At 63.7% G+C, this 13,108-nt stretch carries 12 protein-coding genes; 5 read left to right on the forward strand and 7 right to left on the reverse strand.

All coding sequences use genetic code 11. The annotated features are described in order from the left end of the window. Window positions 1–216 precede the first annotated feature (216 nt). On the forward strand, window positions 217–642 hold the full coding sequence (locus QJT82_RS26505) for a DUF1330 domain-containing protein (RefSeq protein ID WP_028341468.1): 426 nt from the start codon (window positions 217–219) through the stop codon (window positions 640–642). A 210-nt stretch (window positions 643–852) separates the two neighbouring features. Here QJT82_RS26505 and QJT82_RS26510 read toward each other — a convergent pair whose 3' ends face one another. The 3 genes from QJT82_RS26510 to QJT82_RS26520 form a co-directional block, all read right to left on the reverse strand. Next, window positions 853–2,079, reverse strand: coding sequence for an ABC transporter substrate-binding protein (locus QJT82_RS26510; RefSeq protein WP_028341469.1), 1,227 nt, complete (start codon window positions 2,077–2,079; stop codon window positions 853–855). Between the two features lie 372 nt (window positions 2,080–2,451). Beyond that, entirely contained in the window at window positions 2,452–3,672 is a 1,221-nt protein-coding gene (locus QJT82_RS26515) for an ABC transporter substrate-binding protein (protein ID WP_028341470.1), read from the reverse strand. 276 nt (window positions 3,673–3,948) lie between these two features. Then, window positions 3,949–4,311 carry a DUF1304 domain-containing protein gene (locus tag QJT82_RS26520; protein ID WP_028341472.1) on the reverse strand — a complete coding sequence of 121 codons (363 nt, stop codon included), beginning with the start codon at window positions 4,309–4,311 and terminating at the stop codon, window positions 3,949–3,951. A gap of 184 nt (window positions 4,312–4,495) precedes the next feature. Here QJT82_RS26520 and QJT82_RS26525 point away from each other — a divergent pair, with 184 nt between their 5' ends. Further along, a complete protein-coding gene (locus QJT82_RS26525) occupies window positions 4,496–5,020 on the forward strand; it encodes a methylated-DNA--[protein]-cysteine S-methyltransferase (RefSeq protein ID WP_196238177.1) in 525 nt (174 codons plus the stop codon). A 365-nt stretch (window positions 5,021–5,385) separates the two neighbouring features. Here the strand turns inward: QJT82_RS26525 and QJT82_RS26530 are convergent, their stop codons facing one another. From QJT82_RS26530 to QJT82_RS26545, 4 genes are all read right to left on the reverse strand, one after another. Continuing rightward, window positions 5,386–5,691 (reverse strand): hypothetical protein, encoded by a 306-nt coding sequence (locus QJT82_RS26530; protein ID WP_259266121.1) that lies wholly within the window; start codon window positions 5,689–5,691, stop codon window positions 5,386–5,388. Between the two features lie 40 nt (window positions 5,692–5,731). Next, the gene (locus tag QJT82_RS26535) at window positions 5,732–6,106 is read right to left on the reverse strand and encodes a response regulator (RefSeq protein WP_028341475.1); all 375 of its coding nucleotides are present in this window, start codon (window positions 6,104–6,106) and stop codon (window positions 5,732–5,734) included. Between the two features lie 102 nt (window positions 6,107–6,208). Next, window positions 6,209–6,883 carry a response regulator transcription factor gene (locus tag QJT82_RS26540; protein WP_035631798.1) on the reverse strand — a complete coding sequence of 225 codons (675 nt, stop codon included), beginning with the start codon at window positions 6,881–6,883 and terminating at the stop codon, window positions 6,209–6,211. Then, entirely contained in the window at window positions 6,877–8,376 is a 1,500-nt protein-coding gene (locus QJT82_RS26545; protein WP_281446664.1) for a PAS domain S-box protein, read from the reverse strand. Before QJT82_RS26545 ends, QJT82_RS26540 begins: the two co-directional genes overlap by 7 nt. Window positions 8,377–8,996: 620 nt before the next feature. On the opposite strand from QJT82_RS26545, the gene QJT82_RS26550 reads away from it, so the two are divergent. The 3 genes from QJT82_RS26550 to QJT82_RS26560 all read left to right on the forward strand — a co-directional run bounded on the left by QJT82_RS26550 (window position 8,997) and on the right by QJT82_RS26560 (window position 12,939). After that, entirely contained in the window at window positions 8,997–9,263 is a 267-nt protein-coding gene (locus QJT82_RS26550; protein ID WP_028341477.1) for a hypothetical protein, read from the forward strand. 377 nt (window positions 9,264–9,640) lie between these two features. Beyond that, on the forward strand, window positions 9,641–10,996 hold the full coding sequence (locus QJT82_RS26555) for an HlyD family secretion protein (RefSeq protein ID WP_245288749.1): 1,356 nt from the start codon (window positions 9,641–9,643) through the stop codon (window positions 10,994–10,996). Continuing rightward, on the forward strand, window positions 10,993–12,939 hold the full coding sequence (locus tag QJT82_RS26560) for a glycosyltransferase (RefSeq protein WP_259245058.1): 1,947 nt from the start codon (window positions 10,993–10,995) through the stop codon (window positions 12,937–12,939). The genes QJT82_RS26555 and QJT82_RS26560 overlap by 4 nt, the downstream gene beginning before the upstream one ends. The last annotated feature ends 169 nt before the right edge of the window (window positions 12,940–13,108 follow it).

Here is a 13,108-nt window from a genome sequence, read left to right on the forward strand (position 1 = left end):
CTAGCGTTCCCGGTTTAAGGGGCGGTTACGCAAAGCTTAACGGGGGATTAGGAGGTGAGGCAGCGCGTGCTACATAAGGAGCATGATCAGGAAAAGTGGGCACCGGTTTTCCCTCGCGACAAACGCGGAGCGTTTGCGCGGAGATCATGCTCAAACAGGATGGAAGAGCGCGATCGAGCGATCGCGCTAGGGAACAAGAAAACGAAGGAGCACCGCATGGGCCATATCGATCCGACCAAGGACGTCTTCGCGCAATTCCGGGACAACAACCGGCCGGGCCCGATCCACATGCTCAACCTCGTGCGCCTGCGCGAATGGGCCGCCTATCCCGACGGCCGCAAGGCCACCGGCGCGGAGGCTTATGCGGCCTACGGCCGCGAGAGCGGGCCGGTGTTCGAACGGCTCGGCGGCCGCATCGTCTGGCAAGGCCGCTTCGAGCTGATGCTGATCGGCCCGCAAGAGGAGCGCTGGGATCACTGCTTCATCGCGGAATATCCTGATGTCGCCGCCTTCGTCGAGATGATCCGCGATCCCGTCTATCGCGAGGCCGTGAAACACCGCCAGGCGGGCGTGGAGGATTCGCGCCTGATCCGCCATGCCGTGCTGCCGGTCGGCAAGAATTTCGGCGAGATACCGGAGTAGGCGTCCAAGCAAGAGCGTTCACTATGACCGTCACCCTGAGGAGCGCGTAGCGCGTCTCGAAGGGTGCACGGCCACAGTCGGGCCGTCGACCCTTCGAGACGGCCGCTGCGCGGCCTCCTCAGGGTGACGGTGAGGGGGGCGATGTTCGCACTCCCAAAAACAAATCGGCGGCCCGGAGGCCGCCGATTGCATTTCAAGCCTGCGCGAACACTAACCCGCCGGGCCGGCGTCCTCGAGGATGGGGCCGAACAGCTCCCAGCGCTCGCCGTTAAAGCGCATCATCTGCAGCTGCTTGTTGACGCGATAGTCGTTCGGCGCGGTGTTGCCCTTGATGCCGGGCAGCGCCATGTCGAGCTCGACATTCTTCAGGTTGGTCGCCTGCTTCAGCACGTTGTCGCGGGTCAGGTCGTCGCCGCACTGCTTCAGCACATGCACCATCAGCTGGGCGGTCGAGTAGCCATAGGTGTTGAAGTTCGAGTTCTTGTCGCCGTCGGGATAGTACTTGGCCATGAAGTCGAAATAGCGCTTCATGCCCGGATCGTCCTTCCACTGCGGATCGGCCGGATCCTTGCCGTAATTGGTGCTGATCAGGCCCTTGGAGGCTTCCAGGCCCGCCGGCTGCAGCACGGCGCCGACCGAGGTCGCGTTGATGTCGACGATGTGGATCGGGTGCCAGCCGAGCTCGGCGATCTTCTTGATCGCCTGCGCCGCCTGCTTCGGCGTCGAGGCCGAGAAGAACAGGTCGGCGCCGGCATCCTTGATCTTGATCACCTGGGAATCGATGGTCGGGTCGGAGACCTCGTAGGAGGCTTCGGCCACGATCATCTTGGCGGCCTTGTCGCCGAGGCCGGCCTTGATGCCGTTCAGATAATCCTTTCCGAGGTCGTCGTTCTGATAGAGCACGCCGATCTTGGCGTTGGGATGCTCCTTCAGGATGTACTGGCCGTAGATGCGGCCTTCGACGAAGTAGTTCGGGTTGAAGCCGAGCGTCCAGGGGAAGTTCTTCGGGTCGGTGAACTTCGAGGCGCCGGTGGCGGCAAACAGCTGCGGCACCTTCTTGCCGTTGAGATATTTCTGCACGGCGGCGTTCGACGGCGTGCCGACGATCTGGAAGGTCAAGAGCACCTCGTCGCTCTCGACGAGCTTGCGCACCTGCTCGACGGCCTTGGGCGGCGAATAGGCGTCGTCATACTGGATCAGGTTGATCTTGCGGCCGTTGATGCCGCCCTGATCGTTGATCATCTTGAAATAGGCCGCCTGGGTCTTGCCGATCGAGGCATAGGCGGAGGCCGGTCCGGAGAAGGGGACGGTCTGGCCGATCTTGATCTCGGTGTCGCTTGCGCCGGGATCGTATTTCTTCTGCGCAAAGGCCGGACTTGCGGACAGCGCAATCGCGAGCGCCGTTCCCGTGACCAGGTGGAAAATCCCGTTCCTCATGATGCTGTTTCCCTCACGTGACTGATGGTTGGCCGATGATCTTGTCCGCGGGTTCAAGGTCCCGCGGTCGCCATCGCTGGGCCGGGATACTGGAGGAACCGTTATTGCAACGCAAGACGAGCGCTGCCGAAAGGGTGAGCGATTTCAGTCAACCAAAGTAGGGGGCGGTGCGAAAAGAAGGGTGGAGCGGGCAGTGCCGAGCTCCGCTTCACCTCGCCCCGCCTGCGGGGAGAGGTCGCATCGCATCGAAGATGCGATGCGGGTGAGGGGAGGCTCCGCGGGCGCAGCTACTGGAGCGGTGCACGGAAGCAGCCCCTCACCCCAACCCTCTCCCCGTAAGAACGGGGAGAGGGAGTGGAGTCCCGTCGCGACCTAGCCCGCCGGTCCGGTGTCCTCGATGATCGGGCCGAACAGCTCCCAGCGCTCGCCGTTGAACTTCATCATCTGCATCTGCTTGTTGATGCGGTAGTCGTTCGGTCCCGTCGTGATCGACATGCCCGGCAGCGCGAGGCTCGGCACGAACTTCTTCAGGCTGGTCACCTGCTTCATCAGGTTCTCGCGGGTGAGGTCGTCGCCGCACTGCTTGAGCACCTGGATCAGGAGTTCGGCCGTCGAGTAGCCGTAGGTGTTGACGGTGTTGAGCTTGTCGCCTTCCGGATAATACTTGTCCATGAAGGCGAAATAGGCCTTCACGCCGGGATCGTCCTTCCATTGCGGGTCGGCGGGATCCTTGCCGTAATTGGTCGAGATGATGCCCTTGGAGATGTCGAGACCGGCCGGCTTCAGCGTCGCCGACACCGGGCTCGCATTGATGTCGAGGATGTGCACCGGGTTCCAGTTGAGATCGGCGATCTTGCGGATCGCCTGTGCGGCGAATTTCGGTGTCGAGGCGTCATACACCAAATCGACCCCGGCGGCCTTCAGCTTCACGATCTGGGAATCGACCGTCGGGTCGGTCAGCTCGTAGGACACCTCGGTGACGATCATGCTCGCGGCCTTGTCGCCGAGCCCGCTCTTCAGGCCGGTGATGTAGTCGCGGCCGAGATCGTCGTTCTGGTAGAAGATGCCGATCTTGGCGTTCGGGTGATTGGCCAGGATGTATTTGGCATAGATGCGTCCCTCCGACTGGTAGTTCGGGTTGAACGCGATCGTCCACGGCGCATTCTGCGGATCGGAGAAGCGCGACGCGCCGGTGGAGGCGAGCAGCTGCGGTACCTTCCTGGCATTCAGGTATTTCTGCACGGCGGCATTCGACGGCGTGCCGATGATCTGGAACGTGAACAGCACCTCGTCGCCCTCGACGAGCTTGCGCACCTGCTCGACCGCCTTCGGCGGCGAATAGGCATCGTCATACTGGATCAGGTTGAGCTTGCGGCCGTTGATGCCGCCCTGCTCGTTGATCATCTTGATATAGGCGGCCTGGGTCTTGCCGATGCCGGCATAGGCGGATGCAGGGCCTGAGAACGGCACGGTTTGGCCGATCTTGATCTCGGTGTCGGTCGCGCCGACGTCGTATTTCTTCTGCGCGGTGGCCGATGTAACCGACAACGCGATCGCAAGCGCCGTCGCAGCGAGCAATTGCACGCTTCTCATGTCCGTGACCTCCCATGTTGCCGGTGATCTTGTCCGCAAGCGACGGCCGGCGGATGTCACCGTTGTCAGGGATGATGGAGGAACGTCGGGGGCATTGCAAGACGATGCACCCTGCGCGCGATGTCGCGTCAGCGTACGTCTTCTCCCTCTCCCCGTTCTTACGGGGAGAGGGTTGGGGTGAGGGGCCGAAGCTTCGCTTCGGCGTTCTGGAGGACGGCCGCCGTAGGCGGCCTATGCCTCTCCCCGCAAGCGGGGCGAGGTGAAGCAGAGCCGTCGTCAGGCAAGCCAGAGCAGGATCAGCGCGAGCGCAGCGGGAGCTGCCTGCACATAAAGAATGCGGCGGCTGACAGTGGCGGCGCCATAGGCGCCGGCGACGATCACGCAGAGCAGGAAGAATGTCTTGATCTGGAACGCGAAGCCGGCGTTGCCGTGCACCAGGCCCCAGATCAGTCCGGCGGCGAGGAAGCCGTTATAAAGCCCTTGATTGGCGGCGAGCACCGCAGAATCCGTTGCCTTCTCGATCGAGTTGCGGAAGGTCTTCAGCCCGAGCGGCCTGGTCCACAGGAACATCTCGAGCACAAGGAAATAGATGTGCAGCGCGGCCACCACCGCGACCAGAATATTGGCAAGCAACAGCATATTGCGGTCCCCCCAGAGCTTCGGTTCTGATTGAATCAGAACCGAAGCTCAAGATTCTTGTTTGACGCGTTTTCTTCACGCGAACCGGTGTCCACTTCGCTCAAAAACGCTCTAACCGGAATTCGGGTGGACGCTAGCATGCGGGCGGTGAATTGTATGCCGAGCAACTCCGAGAGTGATGACGATGGCCGACCGCAAGACTGCAACGACTTTCAACCTCGACCGGCTCAAGACCCCGATCGGTACCGCGCTGCTGGTCATCGATCATGACGGCGTGCTGCGCGCGCTCGACTGGGACGACTATGAAGGGCGCATGCTCGACCTGCTGCGGCTGCATTATGGCGCCGTGACGCTGCGGGACGGCCGCGCGCCGGCTGCGATGCGCAAGGCGCTCGGCGATTACTTCAAGGGCGATCTCGATCGGCTCACCGACGTCGAATGGCGCGTCGCCGGCACGCCGTTCCAGCAGAAGGTCTGGCACGCGCTGCCGAAGATTGCGCCGGGCACCACCATGAGCTACGGCGCGCTGGCGGCGAAACTGAACGCGCCGAACGCGATGCGCGCGGTCGGTCATGCCAACGGCTCCAACCCGATCAGCGTTGTCGTGCCCTGCCACCGCCTGATCGGTGCCAACGGCTCGCTGGTCAAATATGGCGGCGGGCTGGAGCGCAAGCGCTGGCTGCTGCGTCACGAGGGCGTGGAGGTATAGCGGCCCACTTCAGCCGCCGGTGCGCCGATCAATCGAGATCTTCGCGGGGCATGTTGCGCAGATCGCGCACGATATAGAGGAAGACAACGAACGAGGGCACCCACGCGAGGATCGCTCCTGCCAGCATCGCATCGACCGTCGTCATGGAGATTCCCTCAGGCGCTGTTGGCACTCGCCGTCAGATCGGCTTTTCGATGCGGCGCCGGTCCTGGGGAAGGGATACAGCCACTTCCAATAGGCCTTGTTGCGCTCCAGCTGCCGCTTGTGGACGTCGCGGCACTTCGTCGAGCAAAACTGCTCAAAATACCAGCTATGTCGGATCAGCCCGAAAGGCCGTTTGCATCCCGGGTTTCCGCAACGGGCTGTCATGACACCGCCTCCGCATTCGAACGCGTGAACCAGCGGATGAAATTCTCCTGACCTTTGTAAAGGCACAGGCGTCCGCAATAGCGTTCACCCGCCGGATTTCGCAAACAGATGATCTTGGGCTCTTCGCTGTCACACTGGGCGCAGCGCGGTTCCGCACGCATGGCGACCTCCCTCCGAGGAATTGCCATCTGCCAATCAAAATGTCTGGTGCTGTCCTTGCCGTCGATCTTCCCGAAGGACGACGATGCGAACTCTCGCGCCGCCGCCATCCATGCGCAACTTGTCCAGATGTTTTGTGGCATCATCCTTGCGTATAGCCGGCCCGGTGATGGCTGATTCAACTCACGCACCCGGCGCTGTGCTGTGCTGCGCGAGGGCGGTATCGAGGCATTTGATCAGGACGTCTCCGTCGCAGGGCTTGCTCAGAAAGCAGATCGCTCCGGCCTTCAGCGCCCGGATGCGATCGCTTTCGACGGAGAACGCCGTGACGAAAATGAACGGAAAGCGGCGTCCGCTGGCAATCAGGTGGCTCTGCAGGTCGAGCCCGCTCATGGCCGGCATCCTGACATCCGCGATCACGCAGGATGTGTCGTTCAGGCGAGGCGAGTGCAGAAATTCCTCGGCCGACGCGTAGGTCTCGACCGCGTAGCCCAGCGACCTGACGAGGTTGTCGGTCGCGGTGCGAACCGACATGTCATCGTCGATGATTGATATCACTGGCGGATTTGGCAAGGAGGTTTTCCCGGCCCGGAGGGGCCCCTGGTGGTGCGATCTTGTGCCGACCACAGTGCGTCGCCAATCGGGGCCGGAGAATCATACTTAGGTTTGCGCCCCGCCGGATGCCTGCCCGATGCCGAGCATCTGTGCCATCCTGACCAGGTCGGGCAACGATTTCGCCGCCATCTTCCGCATGATGTGCCCGCGATGGATCTTGACCGTGATCTCGGCTACGCCGATTTCCGCGGCGACCTGCTTGTTCATGAGCCCCGCGGTGACGAGGCTCATGATCTGGCGTTCACGCGGCGTCAGGGTCGCGAAGGCGGCGCGTAGGTTTGCAAGAACCTTGGCCTCATCGCGACGATTCCGGTCGCGCTCGATCGCCGTCGTGACGGCATCCAGCATGTCCTGATCGCGGAACGGCTTGGTCAGGAAGTCCACCGCGCCGGCCTTCATGGCCCTGACCGTCATCGGGATATCGCCGTGGCCGGTCATGAAGATGATCGGAATGTGGATGCCGACCTTCGCCAGCTCCGCCTGAAAGTCCAGCCCGCTCACCCGCGGCAACCTGATGTCGAGGATCAGGCAGCTCGGGACATCCGGGGGCTTGCGCTGCAGAAATTCATGCGCCGAGCCGAACGCTGCGGTCCGCAAGCCGACGGACCGGAAGAGATTGCTCAGTGCGTCGCGCACGGACGCGTCGTCGTCGACGACGAAGACGATTGGATCTTCGGCGCTTGCCAGACCCGAAGGCGATGCCGCGCGCCCGGTCACCATGCATGATCCTCTTCGCGCAGTGGCAAGGTGAACTGGAACGTCGTGCCGGGGCCGATGTTTGCGGCCACGGACAGGCGGCCTCGGTGGGCCTCGACGATCGATCGGCAGATCGACAAACCCATTCCCATGCCGCTGGCCTTGGTGGTGTAGAAGGCGTCGAACAGCCGTTCGGCATTCTCGGCGGCGATCCCGACACCACAGTCGGTGACCGTGACCACGATCTGCCCGGCCTCGTCATGGCGCGTCCGGATCACGAGTTCCCGCGGCCTGTCCGTGACCGGCTGCATGGCCTCGATACCATTGAGGACCAGGTTGAGGATGACTTGCTGCAGCTGGATACGGTCGGCGACGACAGACGGGAGCACGGGAGCGAGGTCGAGCTGCAAGGATACGAGATGGCTCTGCAGTTCATGCTGCACCAGGCCGATCACCTGGTTGATGACGTCATTGATGTCGAGCGGCGCCCTCTGATCGGTCGTCTTGTTTACCATCGCGCGGACGCGCTGGATGACCTCGCCCGCGCGGTTGCCGTCGCTGATGATCGACCTGACCGCGCCGCGAGCTTCGTTCAGATCGGGGGCCGCCCGGTTGAGCCACCGCAGGCATGCCGCGGCATTGGTGACCACGGCGGCGAGCGGCTGGTTCACTTCATGCGCGATCGACGCGGCGAGCTCGCCGAGCGCGGTCACGCGCGTGACGTGCGCGAGGTTGGTCTGCGCTTCGTGCAATTCCGCCTCGGCTCGCTTGCGGGCGGTCACGTCGGTGACCGCTCCGACAAATTCGGTGTCGCCTGAAAGGTTCGTCACCGCATGCGCCCTGGCATGAACAAACTTGATCGCCCCATTGGGCATCAGCAATCGATAGCCGTGCTCGAAGTCGTTGCCGTCGAGCGAGGCACGGTCGATGGTCCGTTGCACGCGGGCGCGATCATCCGGATGGACGCGCTGCAGCACCGTGGCATGCGTGATGGAAGGAGCCCTGTCGAATTCGAAGATCCTGAACGTCTCTTCGGACCAGATGATCTCGCCGCTGGCGACGCGCCAGCCGAAGCTGCCGGTGTGGCTCAATCGCTGGGCTTCGGTCAGGTACATTTCACTCTGCTGCAGCGCATTTTCGGCGTGCTTGCGCTCGGTAATATCCTCGCATGCGATCAGCACGATCAGCTGATCGCCCAGCCGCCGCACGGCCTTGGCGTTTTCGCGAACCCAAAGCCGTGAACCGTCCTTGCGGACCTTCCGGATTTCCCAATTGTGGGTCTGGCCGATGTTGTCGAGGCATGCCGCGACGTTGCGCTGGACCATATCCCGGTCTTCGGCGGCAAAGACCCGCAGCACGGATTGTCCGAGCAGCTCGTCGACGGTGTAGCCGAGCTGTGCCGCGCCGAACGTGTTGACCGACAGCACGAGGCCCGTTGCGTCGACCATGAAGTACATGACCGGGTTGTGTTCGAATACCTCCTTCCATTGCGCTTCGCTGTTGCGCAGCGCCTCCATCGCGCGCTCCTCGCCGCTGGCCCGGCCGCGCAACATGGCTTCCATCCGCCTTTGCGAACGGCCAACCAGGCGGATCATCAGCAATGCGGCGGTCAGCGACGCGACGAGCAGCGCCAGGGCAATCAGATGGGCGGACGCTGCCGGCTGCGGACCAAGCAACAGCCCGATGCAGGTTGCCGCCAAGGCCAGCACCATGCCGCCGAGCAGACATTGCTCGGCCGACCAGGACTTCGTGGTCGGGTCGCGGATCATCGGCGCACCAGCACTTGGCCATCATCACGGGCCGCGCTGCGTCGCTAGGTGACTGCTACCATCAGCGGCGACAACGTCGCCCTCCCAACAGACTGTATATTAGCAGCTTTCTTGCCGCCCGGACGGGATCACGCCGGCCTTTTTGGCGGTCCACATCCGTGAGATCGCGCAGAAAGCGAAGCCGTCGAGCGCGCTCAGGTCCAGGTTGCGACCTAAACTCAAGTATGAGTCGTCCCCACCGAATGTAACGGTCGGATCAACCTCCGTTCAATGGCCCGTTCCATCCCGGTGACTACGCTTATTGGGTAACTCGATGACGGTAGAGATTTCCGGGGTTCAGCAATCGCCAATCAGAGACGGAGATTGAAATGCCCAGCGCGCGCCTGCATCTGATCGTTTGCTCCGACGACGTCGACCACGAGGCAAGGCCTCGGAGACGCGATCGCAGCTTCCAGCCTTCCGTTATCGATGGTGGCAGGCAAACAGCAAGCACGCTGGCCGACAGCCCGTGGATCGATCTGCTGGACGCATTCGATCTGGGCGTTGTGGTCTGTCAGGCCAGCTATCTGGTCTTGCTGGGAGCGAGCCTGGCGGCGCTGCAGCCGCAATTCGACGTGCCGGATTCAGGGCGGTAGCACACCCTGAATTCCAAGTCCGGCAGGCTGCCGGGACCGAAGCGCTGGCTGCTCACGCCTGGGTCGCGCAAGACGGGTCCGATCACAGCCTCCGTGAGAGCCCGGAATCCATTCCCCGCCTAGCCCCGGCCTGATGGATTCCGGGCTCAGTCCTGCAGGCGCCTCAGCTGCGCAATGGCGCACCGGGAACGACCCGCCGACGGCGCGGCTCCCGCGCGAGGGTCCCGACCACGGCAAATTGCGGCAATTTTTTCGAAAGATGCCCCCTTCGCTTTAGCCGCTTTTGAAGCACCTGATTATTGGATCTGTCCGGCAACGGCATCGCTCTGCAGAGCTGTGCGTTGGTTCGCGCACTGACAGATCAGGGGCCGGTCATCATGAATCAGGCACAGCAGCACAAGCCGTTTCCCGAAGACAACAATTCCGTCGCCAGGGAAGAGGCCGAGGGCGCACGGGGATTGCAGCGCGATCTGCAGGAACGGCTGCAGCCGGAGCATGAGGAGCCGATCAGCGATGGCGGTCCCCATCCCGAAGCGCCCGCAGGCTCGGGCCGGATGGTTCGCCGCCTGCTCAAGGTCGGCATCGGCCTTGCCATCGTCGCCGTCTTCGGATGGCTGCCGCTCAGGGCCGTGTTGCAGACCTCGAGCGTGGAGGCTGTGGTCAATGCCAGGATCGTGACCTTGCGGTCGCCGATCGACGGCACCGTGAGCGCGAAGCCGCAGAAATCCACGCAGCTCAGCGTGGTTCACGAGGGCGATGCGATCCTTCACGTCGTCAACGCGCGCGGCGATCGCGCGCGGCTCGATGATCTCCGCCGACAAATGTCCCGGTTGGAAAATGAGCGCCCGAGTCTGGCCGCCAAGCTTGCGGCCGCCGAGACGGCGCAACAGGATCTTGCCCGCCAGGCCAGCCAGTTCCGTGACGGCCGCATCCTCCAGCTCGAGGCCCGGATCGCCGAAATCCAGACCGCGATCGAGGCCGCCGCCGCGCGGCGGGAGGAGGCCGTGGCCGCCGTCGAGCGGGCGTCGTCGCTGATCAAATCGGGCAGCGTGTCGACGGTCGAAATGGCCCGCCTGACGCGCGAGCAGGCGATCTCGCAGCAGACCGAGATCGGCGCTCGACGGCGTCTCGACGCCGCCAAGGTCGAGCTCACCGCGGCAAGGAACGGCACCTATCTCGGCGACAGCTACAATGACCGGCCGAGCTCCGTGCAGCGCGAGGAGGAGATGCGCCAGCGCGTCAGCGACCTGCGCGCCGATCTGGCGCATGCCGATGCCGAGATCGACTGGCTGACCCACGAGATCGCCGCCGAGCAGCTGCACTACGTCAACCGGGCCGAAGCCGACATCAAGGCCCCGGTCGGCGGCCGGATCTGGGAGATGATGACCTCGCCCGGCGAGGACGTCAGGGCCGGTCAGCCCTTGCTCAAGCTGCTCGACTGCAGCGGCGCGGTGGTCACGGCGAACGTCACCGAGAGCGTCTACAACGGGCTGAAGCTCGGCGAGCAGGCGAGCTTCGAGCCGAACGACGGCAGCGCCGCGCTCCAGGGCGAGATCGTCAATCTCACCGGCGCGTCGGGCGCGCCCGCGAACCTTGCGATCAATCCGGATGCGCTGAACAAGGAACCCTATCGGGTCACTGTCTCGATGCCGGCGCTCGACACCACGGGCAAGGATTGCGCGGTCGGCCGCACCGGACGTGTGGTGTTCAACGCGGACGCGGCAAAGTCATGATGGCGGCATTTGCGCCTGGGCTGGTCGCCTTCGGCGCCTGTCTTGCAATCCTGCCCCTGCTCCACCGCGAGCAGACCCTGGCCCGCGTCATGATGACCGGCATGTCGTTCGTCCTGCTGGTCCACTATTTCGCGTGGCGGGTGACGCACACCTTGCCGCCTCCGGGCCTCACCGCCGACGCGCTGGTCGGCTATCCCTTCGTTGCGGCCGAGGCGGCCTCGATGGTCGCGGTGTGCCTGTCGCTGCTGTTCCTCAGCCGGACCATCGACCGCTCACCCAAGGTCAATGCGATCCTGCGCCGCTCGAAGCTGCCCGCAAGCGCGCCGCTCGTCGATGTCTTCATCTGCACCTACAATGAGGAGAAGGCGATCCTGGAGCGCACCATCATCGGCGCGACCGGGCTGAACTATCCGAACTACCGCGTCTGGGTGCTCGACGACGGGCGGCGGCTCTGGCTGCGCCGGCTCGCCCAGGAGCTCGGCTGCAACTATCTGGCCCGCCCGGACAACCGCCACGCCAAGGCCGGCAACATCAATCATGCGCTCCAGCACGTTTCCGGGCTGGCCGAGCGGCCGGAGTTCATCTCGATCCTCGATGCGGATTTTGTCCCGATGCCTGATTTCCTGACCCGGGCGATGAGCCTGATGCAGGACGGCAGCGTCGGCGTCGTGCAGACGCCGCAGCATTTCATCAACCCGGATCCGATCCAGACCAATCTCGCGGCGACCGATGTGTGGCCCGACGAGCAGCGCTTCTTCTTCGATATCCTGATGCCGGCCAAGGATGCCTGGGACACGGCGTTCTGCTGCGGCACCTCGTCGCTGATCCGCTTCTCCGGCCTGATGCAGATCGGCGGCTTCCCGACCGATTCGGTGACGGAGGATTACCTCGTCACGCTGCGCCTGAAGGAGAAGGGATTGCGCACGGTCTATCTGAACGAGCGCCTGACCATCGGCCTCGCGCCGGAGGGACTGAAGGAATACATCACGCAGCGCGGCCGCTGGTGTCTCGGTTTCATGCAGATCTTCCGGGGCCGCGGCGGGCCGTTCTCGCGGCAATCGAAGCTCGCGTTCATGGACCGGCTGTCGCTGGTCGACGCCTTCATGAGCTGGGCGGCGGTCTACAGCACCAAGGTTTTCGGCCTGATCGTGCCGTGGCTTTATCTGCTGTTCGGGATCAAGGCGGTCCATGCCGACCTGTTCGAGCTGCTGAAATATTTCCTGCCGTTCTATGTCTGGCACGCCTTCACGATGGCCTGGATATCGCGCGGCCGCTCGCTCGCGATCATGACCGACGTGTCGCAATACATCGCGGCGCCCGCGGTGTTGAAGGCGGTCGTGACCGGCCTCGCCAGGCCGCAGGGCCACAAGTTCAAGGTGACGGCCAAGGGCGGCGACCGCAACCGCCGCTTCATCGAATGGCCGCTGCTGCGGCTCTATGGCGCTGCCCTGCTGATCACGCTGCTGGCGATCGCCTATGCCTTCATCCTGCATCTGCGCGGCGACAGCATCGCCTATGGCGGGCTGGCGCTGGCCTGGAGCCTGTACAATTGCGTCGTGCTCGCGATCGTGTGCTTCATCTGCATCGAGCAGCCGCGGCGCCGCAAGGCGGAGCGGTTCGAACGCGACGAGCCGATCCTGATCCATCAGGACAGCGAGATGCGGCTGATCCGGATGGCCGACATCTCGATCTCGGGCGCGCGCTTCATCGATCCCGTCCCGCCCGCCATCGGTTCCTTGATCAAATGCAATGTCTACGGCCAGAACGTCGCCGCGACGGTGGTCCGGCGCACCCGCGACGGCTTCGGCGTCCGCTTCGAGGATGCGGTGGCGACGCGGGTCAATGTCGTGCGCGCATTCTATGCCGGCGAATATGTCCGCGCTTTCCAAGGCGTGCGCGCGGCGCCGGTCGGCAGGGCGTTGCTGATGCGACTGTTCGGTTGATCCGCCGGGATCGGGACTTCGCTCTTTCGGTGGAAACGGCTTTCGATCCCGTCATCCTGAGGAGCGCGGAACGCGCGTCTCGAAGGATCGACAGCCCGGTCGCTTCGGCGTACTCCCACTCTCTTGCGGAAAGAACGTGGCCGTCGATCCTTCGAGACGGCCGCTGCGC

The sequence above is a fragment of the Bradyrhizobium sp. Mp19 genome, assembly GCF_029952935.1.
Classification (GTDB): domain Bacteria; phylum Pseudomonadota; class Alphaproteobacteria; order Rhizobiales; family Xanthobacteraceae; genus Bradyrhizobium; species Bradyrhizobium elkanii.

Excerpts from the sequence above, each read along its gene's own strand:
- QJT82_RS26505 (WP_028341468.1), top strand. The coding sequence starts at position 217 with ATGGGCCATATCGATCCGACCAAGGACGTCTTCGCGCAATTCCGGGAC.
- QJT82_RS26510 (WP_028341469.1), bottom strand. The coding sequence starts at position 2,079 with ATGAGGAACGGGATTTTCCACCTGGTCACGGGAACGGCGCTCGCGATT.
- QJT82_RS26515 (WP_028341470.1), bottom strand. The coding sequence starts at position 3,672 with ATGAGAAGCGTGCAATTGCTCGCTGCGACGGCGCTTGCGATCGCGTTG.
- QJT82_RS26520 (WP_028341472.1), bottom strand. The coding sequence starts at position 4,311 with ATGCTGTTGCTTGCCAATATTCTGGTCGCGGTGGTGGCCGCGCTGCAC.
- QJT82_RS26525 (WP_196238177.1), top strand. The coding sequence starts at position 4,496 with ATGGCCGACCGCAAGACTGCAACGACTTTCAACCTCGACCGGCTCAAG.
- QJT82_RS26530 (WP_259266121.1), bottom strand. The coding sequence starts at position 5,691 with ATGCCACAAAACATCTGGACAAGTTGCGCATGGATGGCGGCGGCGCGA.
- QJT82_RS26540 (WP_035631798.1), bottom strand. The coding sequence starts at position 6,883 with ATGGTGACCGGGCGCGCGGCATCGCCTTCGGGTCTGGCAAGCGCCGAA.
- QJT82_RS26545 (WP_281446664.1), bottom strand. The coding sequence starts at position 8,376 with ATGGAGGCGCTGCGCAACAGCGAAGCGCAATGGAAGGAGGTATTCGAA.
- QJT82_RS26550 (WP_028341477.1), top strand. The coding sequence starts at position 8,997 with ATGCCCAGCGCGCGCCTGCATCTGATCGTTTGCTCCGACGACGTCGAC.
- QJT82_RS26555 (WP_245288749.1), top strand. The coding sequence starts at position 9,641 with ATGAATCAGGCACAGCAGCACAAGCCGTTTCCCGAAGACAACAATTCC.
- QJT82_RS26560 (WP_259245058.1), top strand. The coding sequence starts at position 10,993 with ATGATGGCGGCATTTGCGCCTGGGCTGGTCGCCTTCGGCGCCTGTCTT.